Annotated in this window: 23 protein-coding genes; 5 read left to right on the forward strand and 18 right to left on the reverse strand. The window is 40.3% G+C overall.

The annotated features are described in order from the left end of the window. Positions 1-86: 86 nt before the first annotated feature. From M3196_RS07230 to M3196_RS07280, 11 genes are all read right to left on the reverse strand, one after another. On the reverse strand, positions 87-602 hold the full coding sequence (locus M3196_RS07230) for an acyltransferase (RefSeq protein ID WP_251321549.1): 516 nt from the start codon (positions 600-602) through the stop codon (positions 87-89). Beyond that, entirely contained in the window at positions 603-1,244 is a 642-nt protein-coding gene (gene ppaX / locus M3196_RS07235) for a pyrophosphatase PpaX (protein WP_251321550.1), read from the reverse strand. Next, on the reverse strand, positions 1,219-2,187 hold the full coding sequence (locus tag M3196_RS07240; protein ID WP_251321551.1) for a nucleoside recognition domain-containing protein: 969 nt from the start codon (positions 2,185-2,187) through the stop codon (positions 1,219-1,221). Before M3196_RS07240 ends, ppaX begins: the two co-directional genes overlap by 26 nt. 16 nt (positions 2,188-2,203) lie before the next feature. After that, positions 2,204-3,019 carry a prolipoprotein diacylglyceryl transferase gene (lgt, locus tag M3196_RS07245; protein WP_251321552.1) on the reverse strand — a complete coding sequence of 272 codons (816 nt, stop codon included), beginning with the start codon at positions 3,017-3,019 and terminating at the stop codon, positions 2,204-2,206. A 22-nt stretch (positions 3,020-3,041) separates the two neighbouring features. Next, on the reverse strand, positions 3,042-3,977 hold the full coding sequence (gene hprK / locus M3196_RS07250) for an HPr(Ser) kinase/phosphatase (protein WP_251321553.1): 936 nt from the start codon (positions 3,975-3,977) through the stop codon (positions 3,042-3,044). A 78-nt stretch (positions 3,978-4,055) separates the two neighbouring features. After that, entirely contained in the window at positions 4,056-4,559 is a 504-nt protein-coding gene (locus tag M3196_RS07255) for a GNAT family N-acetyltransferase (protein WP_251321554.1), read from the reverse strand. A gap of 289 nt (positions 4,560-4,848) precedes the next feature. Continuing rightward, entirely contained in the window at positions 4,849-5,352 is a 504-nt protein-coding gene (locus M3196_RS07260) for a cytoplasmic protein (protein ID WP_251321555.1), read from the reverse strand. A gap of 361 nt (positions 5,353-5,713) precedes the next feature. Further along, entirely contained in the window at positions 5,714-6,088 is a 375-nt protein-coding gene (locus tag M3196_RS07265) for a phage holin family protein (protein WP_251321556.1), read from the reverse strand. Then, positions 6,089-6,280: a PspC domain-containing protein gene (locus tag M3196_RS07270; RefSeq protein WP_251321557.1), complete on the reverse strand. Its 192-nt coding sequence runs from the start codon at positions 6,278-6,280 to the stop codon at positions 6,089-6,091. A gap of 15 nt (positions 6,281-6,295) precedes the next feature. Continuing rightward, positions 6,296-7,366, reverse strand: a complete 1,071-nt coding sequence (locus M3196_RS07275) for a DUF4097 family beta strand repeat-containing protein (protein WP_251321558.1) — start codon at positions 7,364-7,366, stop codon at positions 6,296-6,298. 87 nt (positions 7,367-7,453) lie between these two features. Further along, on the reverse strand, positions 7,454-7,756 hold the full coding sequence (locus M3196_RS07280; RefSeq protein ID WP_251321559.1) for a hypothetical protein: 303 nt from the start codon (positions 7,754-7,756) through the stop codon (positions 7,454-7,456). A 485-nt stretch (positions 7,757-8,241) separates the two neighbouring features. On the opposite strand from M3196_RS07280, the gene M3196_RS07285 reads away from it, so the two are divergent. Together M3196_RS07285 and M3196_RS07290 are read left to right on the forward strand one after the other, a co-directional pair. Then, the gene (locus M3196_RS07285) at positions 8,242-8,445 is read left to right on the forward strand and encodes a hypothetical protein (protein ID WP_251321560.1); all 204 of its coding nucleotides are present in this window, start codon (positions 8,242-8,244) and stop codon (positions 8,443-8,445) included. A 137-nt stretch (positions 8,446-8,582) separates the two neighbouring features. Beyond that, a complete protein-coding gene (locus tag M3196_RS07290) occupies positions 8,583-8,963 on the forward strand; it encodes a hypothetical protein (RefSeq protein ID WP_251321561.1) in 381 nt (126 codons plus the stop codon). Between the two features lie 59 nt (positions 8,964-9,022). On the opposite strand, the gene uvrA is transcribed toward M3196_RS07290, so the two are convergent. Together uvrA and uvrB are read right to left on the reverse strand one after the other, a co-directional pair. Next, the gene (gene uvrA, locus M3196_RS07295; protein WP_276531255.1) at positions 9,023-11,896 is read right to left on the reverse strand and encodes an excinuclease ABC subunit UvrA; all 2,874 of its coding nucleotides are present in this window, start codon (positions 11,894-11,896) and stop codon (positions 9,023-9,025) included. 6 nt (positions 11,897-11,902) lie between these two features. Further along, the gene (uvrB, locus tag M3196_RS07300) at positions 11,903-13,894 is read right to left on the reverse strand and encodes an excinuclease ABC subunit UvrB (RefSeq protein ID WP_251321562.1); all 1,992 of its coding nucleotides are present in this window, start codon (positions 13,892-13,894) and stop codon (positions 11,903-11,905) included. 242 nt (positions 13,895-14,136) lie between these two features. Here uvrB and M3196_RS07305 point away from each other — a divergent pair, with 242 nt between their 5' ends. After that, positions 14,137-15,012, forward strand: coding sequence for a sulfite exporter TauE/SafE family protein (locus M3196_RS07305; RefSeq protein WP_251321563.1), 876 nt, complete (start codon positions 14,137-14,139; stop codon positions 15,010-15,012). 15 nt (positions 15,013-15,027) lie between these two features. On the opposite strand, the gene M3196_RS07310 is transcribed toward M3196_RS07305, so the two are convergent. Beyond that, positions 15,028-15,258, reverse strand: coding sequence for a DUF2198 family protein (locus M3196_RS07310; RefSeq protein ID WP_251321564.1), 231 nt, complete (start codon positions 15,256-15,258; stop codon positions 15,028-15,030). A gap of 233 nt (positions 15,259-15,491) precedes the next feature. On the opposite strand from M3196_RS07310, the gene M3196_RS07315 reads away from it, so the two are divergent. Further along, positions 15,492-15,686: a hypothetical protein gene (locus M3196_RS07315; RefSeq protein ID WP_276531256.1), complete on the forward strand. Its 195-nt coding sequence runs from the start codon at positions 15,492-15,494 to the stop codon at positions 15,684-15,686. A gap of 18 nt (positions 15,687-15,704) precedes the next feature. Then, positions 15,705-16,499, forward strand: coding sequence for a serine/threonine protein kinase (locus tag M3196_RS07320; RefSeq protein ID WP_251321566.1), 795 nt, complete (start codon positions 15,705-15,707; stop codon positions 16,497-16,499). A gap of 49 nt (positions 16,500-16,548) precedes the next feature. Here the strand turns inward: M3196_RS07320 and M3196_RS07325 are convergent, their stop codons facing one another. The 4 genes from M3196_RS07325 to M3196_RS07340 form a co-directional block, all read right to left on the reverse strand. Continuing rightward, on the reverse strand, positions 16,549-17,925 hold the full coding sequence (locus M3196_RS07325; RefSeq protein WP_251321567.1) for a DUF2254 domain-containing protein: 1,377 nt from the start codon (positions 17,923-17,925) through the stop codon (positions 16,549-16,551). Between the two features lie 171 nt (positions 17,926-18,096). Next, complete coding sequence (locus M3196_RS07330; RefSeq protein WP_251321568.1) at positions 18,097-18,588, reverse strand: GNAT family N-acetyltransferase; 492 nt, start codon at positions 18,586-18,588, stop codon at positions 18,097-18,099. 400 nt (positions 18,589-18,988) lie between these two features. Then, positions 18,989-19,294, reverse strand: coding sequence for an MGMT family protein (locus M3196_RS07335; RefSeq protein ID WP_338082930.1), 306 nt, complete (start codon positions 19,292-19,294; stop codon positions 18,989-18,991). 194 nt (positions 19,295-19,488) lie between these two features. Then, complete coding sequence (locus M3196_RS07340; protein WP_251321569.1) at positions 19,489-21,108, reverse strand: ABC-F family ATP-binding cassette domain-containing protein; 1,620 nt, start codon at positions 21,106-21,108, stop codon at positions 19,489-19,491. Positions 21,109-21,133 lie beyond the last annotated feature (25 nt).

Here is a 21,133-nt window from a genome sequence, read left to right on the forward strand (position 1 = left end):
GTATGCGCCTCCAGCTTTCGCTTTTTTGCCTGATTTAAGTATACGACGAAATATCAGAAAACCCAAGAGGGGAACATCCGACAAATTTAGCTGTTTTCCGCTTCCCTCTTTGATCGTTCTTCTTTTGTATAAATTACCTGCATGGGGTTGCCGCCGACAAAAGACCCTTCAGGCACACTTTTGTGAACAAGTGTACCAGCTGAAACAATCGCTCCGTCGCCAATCGTGACGCCTGGAAGAATCGTAGAGTTAGCTCCGATCATCACTTCATCACCGATGATCACACGCCCTAAACGGTATTCTTTTATTAAATATTCATGAGCTAGAATCGTTGTGTTGTAGCCGATCACGCAGTTTTTACCGACAGAAATACGCTCAGGATACATAATATCCGGCATCACCATTAATGCAAAAGCCGTCCCCTCTCCGACTTTCATGTTTAAGAAAGTTCGGTACAGCCAGTTTTTCATCGGCAAAAAAGGTGTGTATCGAGCGACTTGTATCGTAATAAAATTTTTCACGACTTTCCAAAAAGGAACCGTGTCATAAACTTGATATAACGAGTTCTTGCCTTTTACAGGGTAACGCTCTGTATCACGCACTTATCTCTCCCCTAAAACATCCAGCAAATCCGTCATTTCATTCAGCATATAATCCGGATTAAACTGCTGCAAATAATCATTGCCCCGAATCGTCCAGGCTACCCCGGCAGTCTGTGTTCCGGCATTCTGGCCAGCAAGAATGTCATACTTACTGTCGCCCACCATGATTGCACGTTCTGGAGTGGATTGAAGCAATGCTAAAGCTTTTTGAATCGGCTCTGGATCAGGCTTGGCTTTTTCCACATCATCAAGCGTAACGACGGTTTGAAAGAATTTATCGAGTCCAACAAGCCTTAAGCCCATCTCGACTGTGTTTCTCATTTTAGTTGTTACAATGCCCAATTTATAGCCCTTTTTATACAATTCTTCTACCGTTTCAAAAACTCCTTTAAACTCTGTTACTAGTTCATCATGATATGCGATGTTATGCTCTCTATAAGTTTGAACGAGATCTTGAACACGTTCCTTATCGAACTGTTCCATCGTTTCAACGAGAGGCATCCCCATCAGCGGCAGGATATGTTCACGGTTGTATTGTTCAGGAAAATATTTATCAAGTGTAAACAAGAATGAAGCGATAATCAGCTCATTCGTGTTGATCAGCGTTCCGTCCAAATCAAATAGTATGGTGTCTCGTTTCATGTTGCAGTTCCTCATTTCTTAAACTTTTTTTCCTCTCCAGCCTGTTCCAGATATAAGCAACGAATATTGTAAGAACAACAGCTGTCACAACTCTAATAATCAGTAGCGGCAGCACAGGAATTCCGAGCGGAACAAAAACCAATGTATCTTCGACAACAGCATGACAGCTTACGAGGAAGATAAAAGCGAGATAAAGATCTTTTTTCGATACTCCGTCTTCTTTCGCGGCTTGCATCATTACACCCGCACCGTAAGCCAGCCCGATCGTAAGCCCTGCAGCCATTGTCATTGACGTGTTTTCTTTCATACCTAACAGTTTCATAGCCGGTGCCATCCAGTTCGAAAACTTTTGCAGCCATCCTTTGTCTTTTAAGTACTGCATCACGATCATGAGCGGGATCACAATTAGTGCTAACTGAAGAATCCCGAGTGACGCTTTTTCAAGTGCGGTTAAGGTGATTTCTCCCCATCCATTAGGTGCAGCTTCAGACTTTGAGATAAAACCATACTGTGCCTTTTCAGTTCCGCCATCCCATAAAAGGTTGATCATAAAAGCAGAAAAGAGAGCCAATCCTACCCGGACAAGCAAGATAACCCATAATTTAATGCCGACACTTGCTGCAACCCCTGATTCAATAAAAAGGTTGTGCGAGAATGACAGCATTACTGCCAAAATAAATACATCCTGAACGGTTAGTGTATCAAGCGTTAGTATACCTCCGATTCCTGCGTAAAGATTAAGAAAGTTACCGAGCACGAGCGGAATCGCTGCTTCGCCCGGAAGTCCAATCCACTTCATCGCAGGTGATATAGCTGAAATAAGCCAATCTAATACTGGTGTATGGCTTAATAATGTAATAATAAGTGTTACGGGAAAGATGATTTTCCCTAGCGTCCAAGTGGTTTTCAAGCCTGCAAGTGTGCCTTTTTTTAATGTTTCCACTTTTCATTCGCCTCCCTTAGCTCTCCAAATATCTTTTTTCAGCCAATCCCGTTTTTCTTCTGTAAATCCAAAGAATCACCGCAGCAGCGATCCATACTAAGCTCATTACTTGAGCGATTCGAAGAGATGTTTCCCAGAGAATCAAGCTGTCTGTACGCAATCCTTCCACAAAGAAACGGCCGATTGAGTACCAGATGATATAGGTTAAGAACAGTTCGCCTCTATGAAGGTTAACTCTGCGTAAATATAAAAGGATGATTACACCCACGAGACTCCACAGTGATTCATATAAAAAAGTCGGATGATAATACGTTCCGTCAATATACATCTGATTGATGATAAAGTCAGGCAGCATCAGTGACTCTAAGAAATCTCTTGTAACTGGTCCGCCGTGAGCTTCTTGGTTCATGAAGTTGCCCCAGCGCCCAATTGCCTGCCCTAGCAAGATACTAGGAGCAGCGATATCAACAAGCTTCCAGAACGAGATGCCCTTTTTTCTAGAAAAAATAAGTGCTGTTAAGAATGAACCGATCAATGCACCATGAATGGCGATTCCGCCTTCCCAAACGGCTAAGATCTTACCTGGGTTGTCTTTGTAAAAATCCCATTCAAACGCAACATAATAAAGTCTCGCACAAAGAATCGCAACAGGAACAGCAATCATAACCACATCTACGAATGTGTCCTTCGCAAGTCCGCGCCGCTCTGATTCCCTAACCGCGAGCCAAAGCCCGAGCATCGCACCTAAACCGATTATTAGTCCATACCAATAGATCGTGATCGGTCCAAGCTCCAACGCAACACGGTCCAACGGCTGAATCGTTTGTTCCACAGTCTTCACTTCCTTTTAGTTCTTATATGTCGTCATCGTCTCCAGCTTCAATTACATCTGTCAGCCGATCTGAAAATTGCTGTGCAGCGTTCATACCCATTCTTTTCAAGCGGAAGTTCATGGCTGCTACTTCAATGATTACAGCTAAGTTTCGTCCAGGACGAACAGGAATCGTCAGAATCGGAATCTCTGTATCAATGATCTTAGTTGTCTCCTCTTCCAATCCTAATCGGTCATACACCTTTTTAGAATCCCAAGCTTCAAGATTCATAACGATCGAGATCTTTTTGTAATTGCGGATCGCTCCAGCCCCAAACAGAGTCATAACATTGATGATTCCAAGACCTCTGATCTCTAAGAGATGCTGAATCAATTCTGGCGCACTGCCGATCAGCGTATCCTCATCTTCCTGACGGATTTCAACAGAATCATCGGCCACAAGTCTGTGACCCCGCTTTACGAGTTCAAGCGCCGTTTCACTCTTACCGACTCCTGAGTTCCCCGTAATAAGCACACCGATACCATAAATATCGACAAGCACACCATGCTTAGCAGTAGTTGGTGCCAGACGGCTTTCAAGAAAGTTTGTGATCCGGCTCGATAAACGTGTTGTCGTTACAGGTGAACGCATAATCGGCACACCTGTTTTGTGAGATGCTTTCAGCAGCTCTTTTGGCACTTCGATATCGCGAGAAACGATGATTCCTGGTGTTTCATCTGTACAAAGCTTGCTCAATCTTTCCATGCGTGTTTCAGGGTCGAGTTCCGAAATGAACGATAGCTCTGTTTTTCCTAATAACTGAAGACGCTCTCCAGGGTAAAACGTAAAATACCCCGCCATTTCAAGACCTGGGCGGGAAATATCGCTCGTTCGAATCGTGCGGTGGATCCCTTCCTCACCGCTTACAAGCTCTAGTTGAAACTTATTGATTAGTTCATGAATATGTACTTTAGGCATAGGGTCCTCCTTGACATTTTCCAATGACTCTATTGTATCACTTCAACACCGCATTAACCAAAAGGTAGCGCTGAGAAATTAATTGTCAGCTTTCCAAGCATAAACATTTACCGGAATCGTATTAAACGTTGTATCTTTCTCATAAGTCATACCAAGTTTTAAAGCAACATTGAGGGATTTTTTATTTTGTTGCTGAATCAGGCAAATGAGCCGTTTTAATTGGAGCTCTTTGGTTGCATATTGTTTATAAAAAGAGGCTGCTTCTGTCGCATATCCGTTGCCCCAAAATTCCTTAGCGATCCAATAACCGATTTCGTATTCTTTCTTGCCGTCTACTGCTTGCTGAACAACCCCCGCATGACCAATCGGCTGCTGAGTTTCTTTATGAAGAATAAGGTAGAGCCCTCTGCCATCCCGATAGCCTGGAAGAAGCCATCCATCAAAACTTTTCCGTGCTTCCTCCGCTGATCGCGTTACGCCTTTTCCTATGAATTGCACGACATCTGGATCAGCCCATAATGAGGCGAAAAACGGAAAATCATCATTTGTGTATTGTCTGAATTGAAGACGTACTGTTTCCATTTTGATAGCCCCTTTAAATAGAAGTCTGTTTTTGCAAACTTTGTGGCTCTTGAAAGTCGTTGATTTCCGTTACAGGCTGCTCGCTTTCCGCGGGGCGTGCGGTGAGCCCCCTAGGCTATTCAAGCCTGCCGGGGTCTCACCTGTCCCGCTGATCCCGCAGGAGTCTCGCACCTTGCACTCCAATCAACTTATCAATGAAGACAAATACAAAAAATTACTCAAAAGCAACAATCATTTAGAAATGAGAAATAATGACCGTTTAAAATTACAAACGGCCATTGATCTTTGTTTATTTGTTTACAGTTATTAAAATTTTATCATGAACAGACAGCTTCTGGCTTGGTTTCGTTAAACAATTGTTTAAAAGAATATGGCCGCTTTTGATCTTTTGAGCGATTTCTGTACGGCTCCATCCTTCGATATGGTCGGCAAGCGTACGGTCTAACCGGAAGTTTCCTTCAACTCCAGTGATGTTAATTTCATAGGAATCGTTAGCTGATACAGAAAGTGATATTTTTTCACCTCCCTCTATAGGCATAAACTCAGAAGGAACAAGTGTCATAGGATCCACGTGATTGGTAAACGATTTATAAATATCGAGCTTCTTATTCCAGGAATGATTCTTTGGACATTTATAAATGGCAAACTGATAAATGTTTTTACCGTTCGCGTTATGCCTTCGAATTGTCGTATCAGTAAAAAGAGTGACCTTTCCGCACATTTTGCATTGTTTTTTCACTGTATCTGCTTCTTGTTTTTTCATGAGTATTAAAGAGTATTGTTTCGTTTGCATAATGATTTCACCTCGTAATAGTAGCGAGGGAATACAGTTTCTATTTGAAAGTCTTGCAGAACGAAAAAAAGCCCCCCTATAACAAGGAGAGCTCGGAACGCATCGTTAAAAAAATTAACGGACTGCAGTTCGCTGTATTTCCTCTGTAATGGGATGTAGACAGACTTCTCCCGTGGTCAAAAACAAATTGTTTTTTAACGGCTGAGAAGCGATCCAATTGTTGTCCATTACAGATTAGATGTTGGCATACAGGTCACTGAAGCTCCTTTCTTTCAAACAGATTAGATTTATATTACCATATTTAGAATATAAATCCTACAACAAAAAATGCCCACCATTTATATGGATGGACATCTTTATATTATTTTCTCTTTTTCTTTTTTTGCTTCAAAGGATCCAGTACGAAGTTCGTCAGGAACATATTGAGCAGGGATATGATGACAGCTGCTAATAAGGCCATGCCAAATCCATCAATATTAAAGGAATCCCCCATCAGTTCGGCAGTAAGTGATAAAAGCGCTGCGTTGATTACGATGAGGAACAATCCCAAAGAAATGATTGTAACAGGTAGTGTCAAAATGACGAGTACCGGTTTTAGAAATACATTAAACAACGACAACAATACGCTGGCTAATAGTGCTGCACCTATGTTTTCGATATGGAATTCTTCGAAATATCCAGCGACCACCATTAAGGCAATGGTATTTATCAATAAGGAAGCCAGCCAGCTTTTCATTTAAACTTCGCTTTCTTCAGGCATAACTGCCATCGCAATAAGGTAGGATAATCCTACTGGGATAACCGCTGTAAAAATGGCAAGTGCCACGGTTCCTAGACGGACAACGGTTGGATCAATATTCATATATTCAGCGATTCCTCCGCAAACACCTGAGATTTTCGCATCATTTGACCGTTTCAGCTTTTTCATAAAATAACATCACCTCTATTTGGCTTTTAACACCGCAACAGAACCTGTTTTAGCTTCAGCTTCAAGCTTAAACGAAGGCCAGGTAGTACCTTTATTTGCGATGAAAGAAAGAAACTTTCGTGTTACTTCCTTTTTCTCTTCTCTAACTTCAACAGAGTCGAAATCACAAATAAAACCTCCAACGATCGTTTTCAGCACCGCATCAAGTTCCAGTGTTTCCGGGAATTCAGTTTCTATTTTTCCCGTCACTGTCTTAAAAGATGCATAACCTTCAACAGGTGAGGCAAAACGGCAATAGATCGAACCATTAATGGTTTCGGAACGCACTTGTGATGAATCAACGGTTAGACGTACCGGTCCATTCATGGTTTCAGCTTCAACGTCTTTATACTTACAATCTTTAAGCGTTAAAGAACCATTTGCAGCAGTAGCCTTAATGGCTTCACCGGAACAATGATTTACCGCGATTGCGCCTACTGTAGTTTTAATCGTTAATGTTTTCGCCTCACAATCACTGATTTTTACTGGACCATTAAATGTTGTTATCCTAATGTCTTCATATGAGTCTCGTGGAACGGAAATCACGGCATTTACTTTTTGATGCTTATTTCTTGAGTAAAAACGCATTTTTGTAGCATCACAATCATAAAACGTTTCATTTCTGAACTTTGTTTTTGCAGAAGACCCTTCAGGCACCTTATAGACATGCGCATCACATTCGACTTGGACATCTTTTCGGTCCCAAGGCACAATAGTAACCGAACCGTTGTAAACTTCAATGTCCATCTCTTGAAACATGACATGGCTGTCTTGAAAAACATAGTGGACGGGTTCTGACGGTCCGAAGTTTAAATCGAAATCAACTGTCTTAATCCGTTTTACGACACGGTCAAAAAACTTAGCCACTTTGTACCCAGATGACGGCAGCTTTACAGCAGTAGCTCCATTTAGAGCTTTCTTTTTCAAACTAAGCGAGCCAATTTGCATTTTCTTCTTGTCGTTTAACGCGTATAGCAACTTTTCAGCTTCTTCCGCTGAAATCTTCCCATCGTTTAGCATATTCAAAATCATTTTGCGTTCTTCCATGCATTTGACGCCTCCTTTTGGATTCCGTCACCGGCGCCGGCTGATTCTAAGATGTCTGATACTTTCCGGTATTACTTGTACAAAACTTTATGAGAGAATAACCTTTATTCCTTTAACAATATTCCAGATGGTCACAATTAATGTCAAAGTACCAAATATGAGTCCGCTGATTATGATTGCTGCTAAATGATATTGTGTTTCGAAAATGATAATAATTCCAAGCGGTACTGCTACAATTGGGAATAAGTGCGATAAAAATGATTTTTTTGCATGTTCCATTACTTCAGAATCGTCTACAACGAAATAAACGACGATTGGAAAAAGAAATGGTGCAAAAAATAAGCTAAAATAACATACCGCTGAAATAATTTTTTTCGTGCCCTCTTTCATCAAACATGACCTCCTGCTCTGAATGAAAACGAAAACCGAACATGAATACAAGCAAAAGGCATGTGCCTTTTTTACTTCGACCTCATGAAACAAACTTCCTTTTTCCCTATACCCATTCGACATAACTTCTGAAATTCCGTATGATAATGACAAAAAGCCCAAAGGGAGCGTCTTCCATTTGAAAAATATTCAAACCTTAAAGGTACTTTTTATAGTATTAACCTTGCTAATGATCACTAGCATTATATTCGGTGTCATGACTGAAAATGATAGGGAGCTAAGTGCAGCTGATCGAATTCTTGCGGGTACGTTTGGCTCGTTTGTAGCTGTTGCAATAAATTATGTAATCTATAAACTTCTTACTAAGATATGGAAATGAAAACACTATCTATTTTAAACGAAAATTGTCGAGTTGAGGAGAAATTGTTTGAATTTCGATAGAAAAAGGAAATGATAAAGACAAATAGATAGAGGAGTGATATCTAATGTCTAAAGAAAATAAGAAGCAAAAAGGAAAAATGGACAACCCTGAACAATACGATACAGATAAAGAGAGCTTGTTTGATAAATTTGAAAGTGAACGAAATGTTGATCCTATTCCAATGGAAGACCTGAAACAAGAAAAAAGAGAAGAAAAAGATAAGAAGGGTACGAAAGATTCATCTTCAAGTGAAAAGAAATATAAATAATAGTTTAAGCCAGTGCTCCTATCATAATCAGGGGCACTTTTTTTGTTTAAATGACAAGATACTAATTGTACTTTTACATTCATTTTTTAATCCCTATAATGATAAATTCCTTTACAATTAATCACGGAGGCTGAAGTATGTTGATACATATTCTAAAAATACTTATTGCTGCAATTTCAACATCGTTCTTTTTTGCATTTTTAAATTTAGAAATTACACATTATTCAGGTATAGAGGAGATATTAAAATCTTATATCTCATTTATCCTCTATCTAACCGTTATCTTTTTTATATTAGGTCTGGTTATGTATAAAGTAATTGATTTCATTTCTGAAAGAAACAGGATCAATACTTATTTTATAGGCTTGCTCCTATACACGGTTATCGCACTTTTGTTCCCTTTCTTTACATTTGCAGAAATTAACCTAGAAAATATGATTGGACTGGGTTTATTCCCTGTTCTAACATTTTTTCATATATTGATACTTATCAATAAAATGAACTCAAAACCTTCCTAACAAAGTCTAAATATAAAAAGAGACCAAACCATATGTTCATGATTCGATCTCTTCGTTGTTTATTTAGCTAGTTTTTCTTTTTCTTTTATTTTACCAGTCATGCGCTTCTTGTCCCGTTTTAGAATCGGTGCAAGATAACGTCCAGTGTGGGATTCCTCTATTTCAGCAAGTTCTTCTGGCGTTCCTGCTCCAACGATCATACCGCCCTTGTCCCCGCCTTCAGGTCCAAGATCGATCAAGTGATCACACTGCTTGATAACATCAAGGTTATGTTCAATGACAAGCACTGAATCACCGTTGTCAACCAAACGCTGCAGAACAACGAGCAAACGTGATATATCGTCCACATGCAGTCCTGTCGTCGGTTCATCTAGAATGTAGATCGTTTTTCCTGTAGAACGCTTATGCAGCTGCGAAGCTAATTTTACACGCTGTGCTTCCCCGCCAGATAAGGTTGTAGCAGACTGACCAAGCTTGATATAGCCGAGTCCTACATCCAGAATGGTTTGAAGCTTACGCTTGATTTTCGGGATATTCGCAAAGAACTCTACAGAGTCTTCGACAGTCATATCTAATATGTCTGCGATGTTTTTCCCTTTGTACTTTACTTCTAGCGTTTCACGGTTATACCGCTTACCATGACACACTTCACACGGTACATAAACATCCGGTAAAAAGTGCATTTCGATTTTGATAATTCCATCTCCACGGCAGGCTTCACATCGGCCGCCTTTTACGTTAAAGGAGAAACGGCCTTTTTTATAGCCGCGAACTTTCGCTTCGTTCGTTGAAGCAAAAACATCACGAATGTCATCAAACACACCAGTGTAAGTTGCCGGGTTCGAGCGTGGTGTACGACCGATCGGTGACTGGTCAATATCTATTACTTTATCGATATGCTCCAGTCCTTTTATCGACTTGTGTGCACCTGGCTTGTCCTTTGCACGGTGAAGTTTTTGAGCTAGTGCCTTATGCAAGATCTCGTTTACTAGCGTACTTTTTCCAGACCCCGAAACGCCTGTAACGCCGGTAAATAATCCAAGCGGAATCTTAGCAGAAACATTTTTCAAGTTATTTTCGGTAGCACCTTTTACCTCGATATAACGGCCATCAGGTTTACGTCTTTTCTTCGGAAGAGGAATGAACTTCTTGCCCGATAAATATTGACCAGTAAGTGACTCAGGGTCTTCCATAATTTCCTGCGGTGTCCCTTGTGATGTGATCGAACCACCATGGGCACCCGCACCTGGACCAATATCAATAATATAGTCAGCTGCCAGCATTGTATCTTCATCATGCTCAACAACGATCAGCGTGTTTCCAAGAGAGCGCATCTCTTCAAGAGTACGGATCAGCCTGTCGTTGTCCCGCTGGTGAAGTCCGATTGAAGGCTCATCCAGAATATAGAGTACGCCCATCAAACGTGAACCAACTTGTGTGGCAAGACGAATACGCTGAGCTTCTCCGCCTGACAATGTACCTGCTGAACGGCTGAGAGTAAGATAGTCTAGTCCTACGTTAATTAGGAAACCAGAACGATCCACGATTTCACGTAAAATTAATTTCGCAATAGCTCGTTCTTTATTTGTAAGTACAAGGTTATCGAAGAACTCTTTCGCTTCAGTAATAGAAAGAGAAGTTGTTTCTCCGATATGTCTTCCGTTTATTAAAACAGATAGTGCTTCTTTCTTTAGACGATGTCCTTTACAAGTCGGACACGGTTTTTGTGCCATGTACCCTTCCATCTGCTCACGGATGTAATCTGAACTTGTCTCTCTATAACGGCGCTGAATATTCCCTAAAACACCTTCAAACTGAATCTCATTTTTACGGATTTGACCGAAGTCATTTTTATAACGGAATGTAAGATACTCTTTGCTTCCATTTAAGATTTTATCCATCTGGTCTTTAGAGAGATTTTCTACTGGTACATCCATATCAATGCCGAAATGGTTGCAGATGCTCTCCAGAAGCTGCGGATAATATTGTGAACTGATCGGTTCCCAAGGGGCAATTGCGTTTTCACGCAAAGTACGGCTCCAGTCAGGGACGACAAGGTCTGGATCTACTTCAAGCTTAACGCCAAGTCCATCACATGATGAACAAGCCCCAAACGGACTGTTAAAAGAAAACAGACGGGGCTCCAGTTCGCCGATAGAAAATCCGCAATGTGGACAGGCATGATTTTGAGAGAATAAAAGTTCCTCTTCTCCCATTACATCAACGACAACACTGCCGTCTCCAAGATTAAGAGCAGCTTCAAGAGAGTCTGCTAAACGAGTTGCAATTCCCTCTTTAACTACGATTCGGTCAATTACAATTTCGATGGAATGTTTTTTATTTTTTTCGAGTTTAATGTCCTCAGAGATTTCCCGCATTTCACCATCAACACGAACTCGTACATAGCCTTGCTTTTTAATATCTTCAAGAGCTTTAACATGTTCGCCTTTTCGTCCGGAAACAACAGGAGCTAAAATTTGCAGCTTTGTTCGTTCCGGGTGTTCTAATATGCGGTCCACCATTTGTTCAATTGTTTGAGATGTGATTTCTACATGATGAACAGGACAAACCGGACGCCCGATACGTGCGAATAAAAGACGCAGATAATCATAGATTTCCGTTACCGTACCAACGGTTGAACGAGGATTTCGGCTTGTCGTCTTCTGGTCAATTGAGATAGCCGGTGATAGTCCTTCAATTGAATCTACATCTGGTTTGTCCATCTGTCCAAGGAACTGACGGGCATAAGCCGAAAGAGACTCTACGTAACGGCGCTGACCTTCTGCATAGATCGTGTCAAACGCAAGTGAAGATTTACCCGAACCAGATAAGCCGGTTAAGACAACCAGCTTATCACGCGGGATCGTAATATCTATATTTTTTAAATTATGGGCTCTTGCACCCTTAACTATAATGTTTTGATTGGTTGCCAACTGCAATCATCCTTCCGCTTTTAACTCAAGTATGAGGTCACGAAGCTCTGCTGCTCGTTCGAACTGAAGGTTCTTGGCAGCGTCTTTCATCTCTTTTTCCATACGCTCGATAAAGGCTTCGCGATCTTTCTTGCTCATCTTTTGCTTAGGAGCTTGTACGCCTGTATATGTTTCAGTTTCTTCAGCAGCTTGTGTAGCACGAATGACATCACGGACTTCTTTTTTGATGGTTGTCGGTGTGATGCCGTGCTTTTCATTATGCTCCATCTGTTTCTGTCGTCTGCGCTGCGTTTCATCAATAGCAATCTGCATAGATTTTGTAATTTTATCTCCATACATGATGACGTGTCCGTTTGAGTTACGCGCTGCACGTCCGATCGTCTGAATAAGTGAACGTTCAGAACGCAAGAATCCCTCTTTATCTGCGTCAAGAATTGCAACGAGTGATACTTCTGGAATATCGAGCCCTTCTCTTAAAAGGTTGATCCCCACTAAAACGTCAAACACACCTAAACGCAAGTCACGAATGATCTGAATCCGTTCCAGTGTCTTGATCTCAGAATGTAGGTAGCGGACTTTAATGCCTAGCTCTACGAAATAATCAGTTAAATCCTCAGACATCTTTTTCGTTAACGTTGTGACGAGCACTCTTTCATTCCGTGCAATTCTTTCATTAATTTCACCTAATAAATCATCGATCTGCCCTTTAATCGGTCGAACTTCTAATGTAGGGTCCAACAGTCCAGTCGGCCGGATGATCTGCTCAACAGGATCTGGTGCATGTTCGAGCTCATAAGGTCCTGGAGTTGCTGATACATAAATGTGCTGAAACTTTGTATATCTTTCAAATTCCTCGAACGTTAAAGGTCGATTGTCTTTAGCTGAAGGCAGACGGAATCCGTGATCGACAAGAACACTTTTTCTAGCCTGGTCTCCATTAAACATTCCACGAATCTGCGGAAGTGTAACATGCGACTCATCAATGACAATTAAAGAATCATCCGGAAAATAGTCCAGCAATGTATAAGGCGTAGACCCTAACGGACGAAGAGTCAGATGAACAGAATAGTTCTCGATTCCTGAACAAAACCCCATTTCAGCCATCATCTCCAGGTCGTAGCGTGTCCGCTGTTCGAGCCGTTGTGCTTCTAAAAGTTTTCCTGCCTCATTAAGTTCTTTAAGGCGGTCTTCGAGTTCAGCTTCGATCCGTTTAATTGCGAGCTTCATTTTTTCTTCACGGGTAACGAAGTGGGATGCCGGGAAAATAGCAACGTGTTTACGTTCGCCTAAAATTTCACCTGTCAGTGCATCAACTTCTGTAATCCGGTCGATCTCATCTCCAAAAAACTCCACACGCAAGCAATGTTCGTCACGTGAAGCCGGGAAGATTTCCACAACATCACCGCGAACACGGAACGTACCACGTGTGAAATTGATATCGTTTCGGTTGTATTGAACGTCTACTAAATCACGTAAAAGCTGGTCACGGTCTTTTTCCATTCCTTCTCGAAGTGAAATAACCATGTCACGGTATTCGTCTGGTGAACCTAGACCGTAAATACAAGATACACTCGCGACAATAATAACGTCTTTTCGTTCAAAAAGTGCTGAGGTAGCGGAGTGCCGCAGTTTATCAATCTCGTCGTTGATGCTTGCATCTTTTTCAATGTATGTGTCCGAATGTGCGATGTAGGCTTCAGGCTGATAATAGTCATAATAAGAAACAAAGTATTCTACAGAATTGTTCGGGAAGAATTCCTTCAGCTCACTGTAAAGCTGGCCGGCTAGTGTTTTGTTATGTGCAATTACTAGAGTCGGTTTGTTCACTTCCTGAATGACATTGGATACGGTAAATGTCTTCCCTGTCCCGGTCGCACCGAGCAGGGTCATGCTTTTTTTTCCTGCATTAATATTTTCCACAAGATGTTTGATCGCTGCGGGCTGATCCCCTTGTGGCTGGTAGTCAGATTTGATTTCAAACGTTTGACTTTGATTCACAAAACCGAACCTCCGTTCCTAATTTCTGGTTACTCAAATTATAGCACAGCACCGATTCAAAATCCTAATAATTACGAACAAATATTCGCAGAAGTTTCTGGAAAGACGTAAAAGTGGTATACTTAAGGACAGGCGCTTGTTGGGAAATAAATTGTTTGGGGTCTGACCCCATTTCCCGCAAGCAGTATCAACGGTTGCGGGGAAATTGTAGCAGGTGTGTCCCCAGAAGGAGATGCTTTTAATTGGATTTTTTCTATATATTGCTTGGTTTGTGCATCGGGATTTTTTCTGGCTTTTTTGGCATTGGCGGTGGCTTTATTTTAACGCCGGTCCTAATATTATTTGGAATACCTCCACTTTCTGCGATTGCCACAAGTTTAATGTACTCAATCGGAACGAGCGTTTCTGGGGTAGCTGCGCACTTAAGATATAAAAATATTTTCTGGAAACCAGCGGCTGTTTTAGGTTTTGTCGGTATCTTGGCGACTCAAATTGCTCATCCGCTTGTTGTATGGCTTGAAAAAATGGGTCATGACGATACGATCATCCCTATTTTCTATATTCTGCTTCTTGCATACTTTGCACTTTCCCTGCTTTATAAACAAGCAAAACACAACAAAAGTACTGAATCAGCTGAAACACCGATTTCATTTTCTTTGCCTAAAGCCATTTTCATAGGATTTACTGGTGGGTTCATTTCAACGACTCTTGGTGTCGGCGGTGGCTTTGTAATGGTGCCATTGTTAATTTCGATGATGAAATTTCCTTCAAGAAAAGCAGTTGGAACAAGTTTAGTCAGCGTCTTCTTAATCGTAACTGCCGGTTTCTTAACATATGCGGTATCCATAGAGCTCGACTATAAACTTGGCATTCTGCTAATCCTTGGAGCTATATTAGGTACACAGCTTGGAGCAAAACTGACAACAATCTATTCAAACGAACAGATTCAAAAATATTTAGGAGCTTTATACATCACGATTTTAAGCTCAGTCGTATTGAAACTTTTACATTTTGATAAAGTAGGACTCATAGTCATTACCATTTATGTCTTAACACTGCTCATTCTATTCTTAAAAGAAACGATCTCACATACAAAAAGAAAGACGTCTACCTCGTAAAGGTGACGTCTTTTTCTATTTAACTTTTCTCTTTTGTTTTTTGTAGATTTTCAATCCTAGAAAATAGCCGATTATTGTAGAAATAACTGCGATGATTTGGAGAGGAAATGGCTGATGTAAACCATCAAAACCAACTACTAATATTAATATCGTGATTATCAAAGGCAAGAACTTAGAAAATAGAACTCTGTTAAATAGAAGCAGCAAGAAAATCGGAAACAGAGCTGCGAAAACATACTCCAACATGAAACAATTGACCCCTCTCATCTGAACGTCCAAAAAAATCATCTTTTGTAAACGTCCCTCTATACCTATCTAAATTTAACAAAACCACCTATACAAAAACAAGGATATTGTTGCGGGAAATAAATTGTTTGGGGTCAGACCCCATTTCCCAGCGAAACTTTCTTGTGAGCAGGACGTACAGTAAGATAATGAATAAAAAGTTCGAATATCATTAACAATGTATCTTTAAGGAGATGATTGATGTGTTAAAGAAATTACTAAAATCTTTATTAGGTCACAAAAGCTATAAAAAATACAGCAGCTCTGGATACAAGTACAAAAAGAGTTACAAGAAATTCAGCAGCAGTGATTTTGGGAAAAAGCATTATGGCGGCTACGGCCATAAGCATTACAAGAAGAAAAAAAGAAGCAGCTTTTTCAGCAGCTGATCAAAACACGAATTAAGAATGTTTACTGAACTTTGGAAAGATCTTCAAAGGACGTTGTTTGACAGACCTCTTAAACCCGATCTCCTCATTCATAACCGTTACCGCATTAGAGAAGTATTAGGTATGGGGAGTTACGGGATTACTTATTTAGCACTTGATATACAAACAAATAAAACTATCGTTTTAAAACAGCTACGGAAGACTAAAGCACGAACAAAAAGCGGTCTCCAGTCTTTTCAAAGAGAATCTGAGATTTTAAAAGTATTGCAGCATCAGCGTGTTCCTAAGCGATTAGACGAGTTTCAAAATGAACTAGGATATTTTCTCGCTATGGAATGGATTCAGGGCGACACCTTCGAAGATCTGATTTTTCGCGACCATCACACTTATAGCGAAAAGGAAACGGTGAGCGTATTGCTGGAGCTTTTCACTATTATAGAAAGCTTCCACCAAAAAGGCATTATTCACCGCGATCTTCGTATTCCAAATATTATAAAACGTAATGGGAAACTTTATATTATCGATTTTGGTCTTGCCTGTTATTTATCCGATAAAGAACTTCAAGACCCAGATGATCATCCAGAGAAACTCCGGATGCGTGCAGTAACCGTAAAAAGTGATCTATTCGCCCTTGGCCATTTTGCCCTTTTTCTTCTCTATTCTGCTTATGAACCCCAATCGAAGGAGGAAAAAAGCTGGGAAGAAGAATTAAATATCTCACATTCATTGAAAGCTGTTCTTCGCAAAATGCTTCAACTTGACGAGCCCTACCATTCCGTTGCGGAAGCTCGAACCGCTTTAACAAGTATATAAAACCAAAAAGCCCAGATACATTTCCGGGCTTTTTTATGTGGACTAAAATTTATTTCGTTTTTCTTTTTTCCATGAACTCTTCAAACTCTTTTTCATGCTTTGTCGTAACCGCCAGATTATGCAGCGCACGGTGAAATTGCTGATAATCCAGTGTAAATAAGAAAAGATTTTCAAAACCGCTTGCTGTAAACACTCCGAATTCCCATACTGCATTATAATCACGCTTATTCAAGGATTTCGCCATCAAATCCAGCACTTTCAGTATTTCCGTGCACACAATGACGTTATCTTTAGCATAATGCCTAATATAACCAAACGCATTATATAAGTAATGATTAAAGTCTCTTTCTTGTAAAACCACGCGTAGATTATTGTTTTTATCCACTAAATACTTTGAAAATATTGACCCGCGTGAAATGGATGCAAGTACTTCTCCAAGCTGATAGATAGCGTTTGTCGCGGTTTTTGGATCATAGTTCCCGAGAGATCTTATCGCGACTTCGACCAGTTTATTGATACTGAATTCAATATCTTGAACTTCCGTTTGCCTTCTTCCAATGCTTATAAGTGACAGATATTTATGTTCATCTAGTTCATTTTCACCATTCTTCCAATAGGTGATGAATGGGGTTGAAGCAAACACATAACTTCCAATCGTATACTCCAACTGGATAACAATATCATCTCGTTCAGCTTCTTTAATAATAGAAATAAAATCGACCAGTTGAATGAACCCTGATTTTCCAGCCGTTATCGTATTACCCTTTTTCTCGCATATCTCACTGTTAACTGTGGTTAGATCGTTTACTTTATAAGGATCAACTTCATCCTCTAATGTACTTTTAACAATAGATAACGCTTCCTTTTTCATGTCATATGTCATTTGATTTACTTGCAGCCAAGCGACAGCGTGATTAATAAAAAAGATAAACGTCCCCATCGATACGGCAGCAATTAGGGCCGCTAGTATAGGAACAGCAAAATAAAATTCCGCCATTCTTTTATTTAGAAAAAGAAAAGATAATAACATATAGACAAAACTGGATGTAAATATACCGAGTACTCGCTGTGTTGATTTACTTGCAATAAAGTTTTTTAGCATGCGCGGAGAAAACTGTCCTGAAAATGTTGTAAAAACAACCAGAATCAAGTTGAACGTAAAAGTAGTGAGGGTTAAAATAGCAGCTGTCAGAGTGCCTACCAGCGCTCGAGTAAGATCATAATCTACGGCAAAAAATGGCCGCATCTGATTTCCTAAATCATACTTAAGATCAGATGTTAAAGTTGCCGTTACTAATAGAGAAGAAAAAATTACGTAAAGAACGGGAGTAAACCACATGTTTGATTGAACAGTGTGAGATAACTCCCTTTCTGACATTCTCGTATATTTCTTTAAATAGTTATCAAGCAGATTCATCTTAAACATGTGTACATCCTCTCATGAATAAAGACAACATTTCTTAAAAAGACAATCCATCTTATCAAATGATCCCTATCCTATTTTGCCCTAATTACAAAAAGTAAAACTTCTCCCCAAAGCTTTCTTACAAAAATAAAAAGCGATTCTCGTAAAGGACCGCTCCAAAAAATTTCTCTTTTAACTGCAGAATGCTTGGATGATTTTCCCCTCTTCCTTCCTCTCCACAAACTGTCCTTTAGTGTAATCATTAATTACTTTTCTCCAAAAAGCTTGAGCAGGTTTGTTCGTTTCTATCTGAAATACTTCCCAATTTCCTTTATGACTTTCAAAAACATGATGTGCTGCATACATACCTAACCCGCTAAGCCGAAACTTTTTCATTATAAAAAATTCAGCTATTGACCAGTAAAGGTTATTATTATCCTCTTGAACTTCTCTCACTAAGATAAAACCAGCTAGTTTTCCATCTTTTTCGACGAGATAAGGAAATCTCTCTTTTTCTTCCCAATAGTTATTCAAATATGGATACTCACCAAACAATCCATCGTTTCCAACGTACGCTTCAACAAACTCTGAGAAATCGTAAAAATAAAATTGCATTAGATTCTTAATAGCTTCTTTATCTTTTAACTCTGCTTTTTTAACTACCGAATTCTGCAAGGTTTTCATAGGTCAATAGCTCCCTGTTTTTTTAAGAAGACTCTTTTCTAAAAGATTGTTGTTCTTGAATAGGTTTTGTGAAAGCAAACCGTTAATAAAGGTGATTGGAGCGTAAGGTGCGAGACTCCTCGAAAATGAAAAATCACATTTTCTTCGTGCGATGTAACGCTGTCGAAGCTTTCCTTGTCCTGCGGGAGCAGCGTACCAGCTACCTGTGTGTTCTTCTCGGAGGCATGCGACGAGGATGTTTCGGCAGATTTTCTTGTAGACGTAGGAGCAGCACTTTATGTCTTTCACCGAGGCTCACCTTACCCCTCGCGGAAAGCGAGCAACCTGAAGCGGAAATCAACCGCTCCAATCTTTTCTTAAAGTGCAACAAAGCTTACGAGAACAGCCTTTAAGTAAGATTCTATGGTTGATATCTGTATTTTTCCATATCAATTGTGCTTTTTCCTTTAAATTGCACTCCTTCGTATTCCAATAATGATTTTTGTGTAAAAAACAGTTCCTCATCTTGAATGCCAATCTCACCTTTTGCATTGATTACCCGATGCCATGGCAGGTTGTATTTCCCACTCATAGAATGCAGGATACGGACCACCTGTCTTGCACCTCGCGGACTTCCAGCGACCTTTGCGATCTGACCATATGACATCACCTTTCCAGGCGGTATGCCTCTAATTATATTTATCACCTCTTCGGTAAAACGCTCCACACTTCTCTTCCCCCTAAAACATACAGAAAACTTGGCTGACGCTAAGCCTTTCGCGTTAGCTTTAGTTGCGCTTATACTATCGACCTAAACTTGTTGCCACGTCGAAAATCATCGTGCTAACAAGTTATACTTTCTGACAGTGAAAAAAAGAAGTGCCAAATCTATTTCAGACTTAACACTCCTTCCACATAAAATTATTGATACATCAATTGACGCTGTTTTTTCAAATCTTCGTTTGCCAAGTACTCATCATATGGCATTTCCTTATCGATAATCCCTTTAGGTGTGATTTCGATGATACGGTTCGCGATTGTTTGTACGAACTGATGGTCATGTGACGTGAACATCAATGAACCTTTGTAGCTGATTAAACCGTTGTTTAATGCTGTGATGGACTCAAGATCCAAGTGGTTCGTCGGGTCATCAAGAATCAATACGTTTGATCCGCTTAACATCATCTTAGAAAGCATGCAGCGTACTTTCTCTCCACCAGACAATACAGATGGTTTCTTCATTACTTCCTCACCAGAGAAGAGCATACGGCCTAGGAATCCGCGAAGGAAGCTTTCCGTTTGATCTTCTGGAGAATATTGACGCAGCCACTCAACAAGTGTCGGCTCATTGCCTTCGAAATACTTGGAGTTATCGCGCGGGAAGAATGCTTGCGAAGTCGTTACACCCCACTTGTATGTGCCGCTGTCCGCTTCCATCTCACCCATTAAAATTTTAAACAATGTTGAGATCGCTATTTCTTCTTTACCGACAAAAGCAATCTTGTCGTCTTTATTCATAACAAAACTTACATTATCAAGAACTTTTACGCCGTCAATTGTTTTTGTTAATCCTTCAACACGAAGAAGATCGTTTCCGATCTCACGGTTTATGCCAAAATGAACGTACGGATACTTTCGAGAAGAAGGCTTGATATCATCAAGTGAGATCTTATCAAGAAGCTTCTTACGTGATGTTGCTTGCTTAGATTTAGATGCATTTGCACTAAATCGGGCAACGAACGCCTGTAATTCTTTAATCTTCTCTTCTTTTTTCTTATTTTGATCCTGTGCCATTCTAAGAGCTAACTGCGAAGACTCGTACCAGAAATCGTAGTTTCCGACATAGATCGTAATTTTTCCAAAATCAAGGTCAGCCATGTGCGTACATACTTTGTTTAAGAAGTGACGGTCATGGGATACAACGATAACAGTGTTCTCGAAGTTGATAAGGAACTCTTCCAGCCATTGAATCGCTTGAAGATCCAAGTTGTTCGTAGGCTCATCCAGCAATAGAACATCCGGCTTGCCGAAAAGAGCTTGTGCTAGTAAGACTTTAACTTTTTCAGAACCTGTTAGTTCAGCTAGTTTCTTCGTGTGAAGATCCTCTTTAATACCAAGACCTTTTAAAAGGATAGCCGCTTCAGATTCAGCTTCCCAACCATTAAGCTCCGCAAACTCACCTTCAAGTTCAGCAGCACGCATCCCGTCTTCATCAGAAAAGTCAGCTTTCATGTAGATTGCGTCCTTCTCCTGCATCACTTCATAAAGACGGGCGTGACCCATAATAACAGTCTGCATAACCTCTTGATCTTCGTACTCAAAGTGGTTCTGCTTTAGAACCGCTAAACGCTCGCCCGGAGTCATGTGAACGTCACCCGTTTGCGCCTCAATCTCACCAGATAAAATTTTCAAAAACGTAGATTTCCCCGCACCGTTCGCACCGATCAAACCATAGCAGTTTCCTGGTGTGAACTTTATATTAACGTCTTCAAACAGCTTGCGGTCGCCGTAGCGAAGACCAACGTTAGTAACAGTAATCATGTAGATTTCTCTCCTTTATAAAAAC

This window comes from Fictibacillus nanhaiensis, assembly GCF_023715445.1.
In the GTDB taxonomy this organism is placed as follows: domain Bacteria; phylum Bacillota; class Bacilli; order Bacillales; family Fictibacillaceae; genus Fictibacillus; species Fictibacillus nanhaiensis_D.

Coding starts and splice junctions, on each gene's coding strand:
- hprK (WP_251321553.1), bottom strand. CDS start 3,977: ATGCCTAAAGTACATATTCATGAACTAATCAATAAGTTTCAACTAGAG.
- ppaX (WP_251321550.1), bottom strand. CDS start 1,244: ATGAAACGAGACACCATACTATTTGATTTGGACGGAACGCTGATCAAC.
- M3196_RS07290 (WP_251321561.1), top strand. CDS start 8,583: ATGTTGATACATATTCTAAAAATACTTATTGCTGCAATTTCAACATCG.
- M3196_RS07265 (WP_251321556.1), bottom strand. CDS start 6,088: ATGAAAAGCTGGCTGGCTTCCTTATTGATAAATACCATTGCCTTAATG.
- M3196_RS07280 (WP_251321559.1), bottom strand. CDS start 7,756: ATGAAAGAGGGCACGAAAAAAATTATTTCAGCGGTATGTTATTTTAGC.
- M3196_RS07330 (WP_251321568.1), bottom strand. CDS start 18,588: ATGAAAACCTTGCAGAATTCGGTAGTTAAAAAAGCAGAGTTAAAAGAT.
- M3196_RS07255 (WP_251321554.1), bottom strand. CDS start 4,559: ATGGAAACAGTACGTCTTCAATTCAGACAATACACAAATGATGATTTT.
- M3196_RS07285 (WP_251321560.1), top strand. CDS start 8,242: ATGTCTAAAGAAAATAAGAAGCAAAAAGGAAAAATGGACAACCCTGAA.
- M3196_RS07315 (WP_276531256.1), top strand. CDS start 15,492: ATGATTGATGTGTTAAAGAAATTACTAAAATCTTTATTAGGTCACAAA.
- M3196_RS07310 (WP_251321564.1), bottom strand. CDS start 15,258: ATGTTGGAGTATGTTTTCGCAGCTCTGTTTCCGATTTTCTTGCTGCTT.
- M3196_RS07340 (WP_251321569.1), bottom strand. CDS start 21,108: ATGATTACTGTTACTAACGTTGGTCTTCGCTACGGCGACCGCAAGCTG.
- M3196_RS07275 (WP_251321558.1), bottom strand. CDS start 7,366: ATGGAAGAACGCAAAATGATTTTGAATATGCTAAACGATGGGAAGATT.
- M3196_RS07325 (WP_251321567.1), bottom strand. CDS start 17,925: ATGTTTAAGATGAATCTGCTTGATAACTATTTAAAGAAATATACGAGA.
- M3196_RS07260 (WP_251321555.1), bottom strand. CDS start 5,352: ATGCAAACGAAACAATACTCTTTAATACTCATGAAAAAACAAGAAGCA.
- M3196_RS07320 (WP_251321566.1), top strand. CDS start 15,705: ATGTTTACTGAACTTTGGAAAGATCTTCAAAGGACGTTGTTTGACAGA.
- M3196_RS07270 (WP_251321557.1), bottom strand. CDS start 6,280: ATGAAAAAGCTGAAACGGTCAAATGATGCGAAAATCTCAGGTGTTTGC.